The sequence below is a fragment of the Pseudomonas sp. QLc11A genome, assembly GCF_052112305.1.
Taxonomy (GTDB): domain Bacteria; phylum Pseudomonadota; class Gammaproteobacteria; order Pseudomonadales; family Pseudomonadaceae; genus Aquipseudomonas; species Aquipseudomonas laurylsulfatiphila.
Window position 1 is genome coordinate 1 of record NZ_JAVAJJ010000050.1, and the last position, 520, is coordinate 520.

A 520-nucleotide genomic window follows, 5' to 3' on the forward strand; every position below is an offset into this window, starting at 1 on the left:
CCAAGGCCCGACCACCGTGACCGAGTCGATTAAATCGGCCGACGGCGGCAACCTTGAAGCGATCAACCCGATCAAGACCCCGGTGGAAACCACGGTCAACGACGTCAACGACACCACCACCGTGACCTTGACCGCGACGCCGAGCGTGGATGAAAACGGCACCATTACCTACACCGCGACGCTGACCGATGCCCAAGGCAAACCGGTCACTGCGCAGAACGGTCCGGTGACCGTGACCCTCGACAGCGGCAAGGTCATCACCATCGCTGAAGGCCAGAGCTCCGGCAGCCTGCCGGTCAGCGTCGGCAACGACGTTTACACCGGTCCGACCACCGTGACTGAATCCATCAAGGACGCGGTGGGCGGTAACCTGGAACTGGTGTCGCCAAACACAACGCCAGTGACCACCACGGTCAACGACGTCAACGACACCACCACCGTAACCCTGACCGCCACCCCGAGCGTGGATGAAAACGGCACCATCACCTACACCGCGACCCTGACCGATGCCCAGGGCAAA

Annotated in this window: 1 protein-coding gene; it reads left to right on the forward strand. The window is 62.3% G+C overall.

The window, feature by feature from the left end; all coding sequences use genetic code 11:
* Nucleotides 1-520: immunoglobulin-like domain-containing protein (locus Q8X48_RS29830; RefSeq protein ID WP_407802811.1), on the forward strand; the 520-nt coding region annotated here is incomplete at both ends.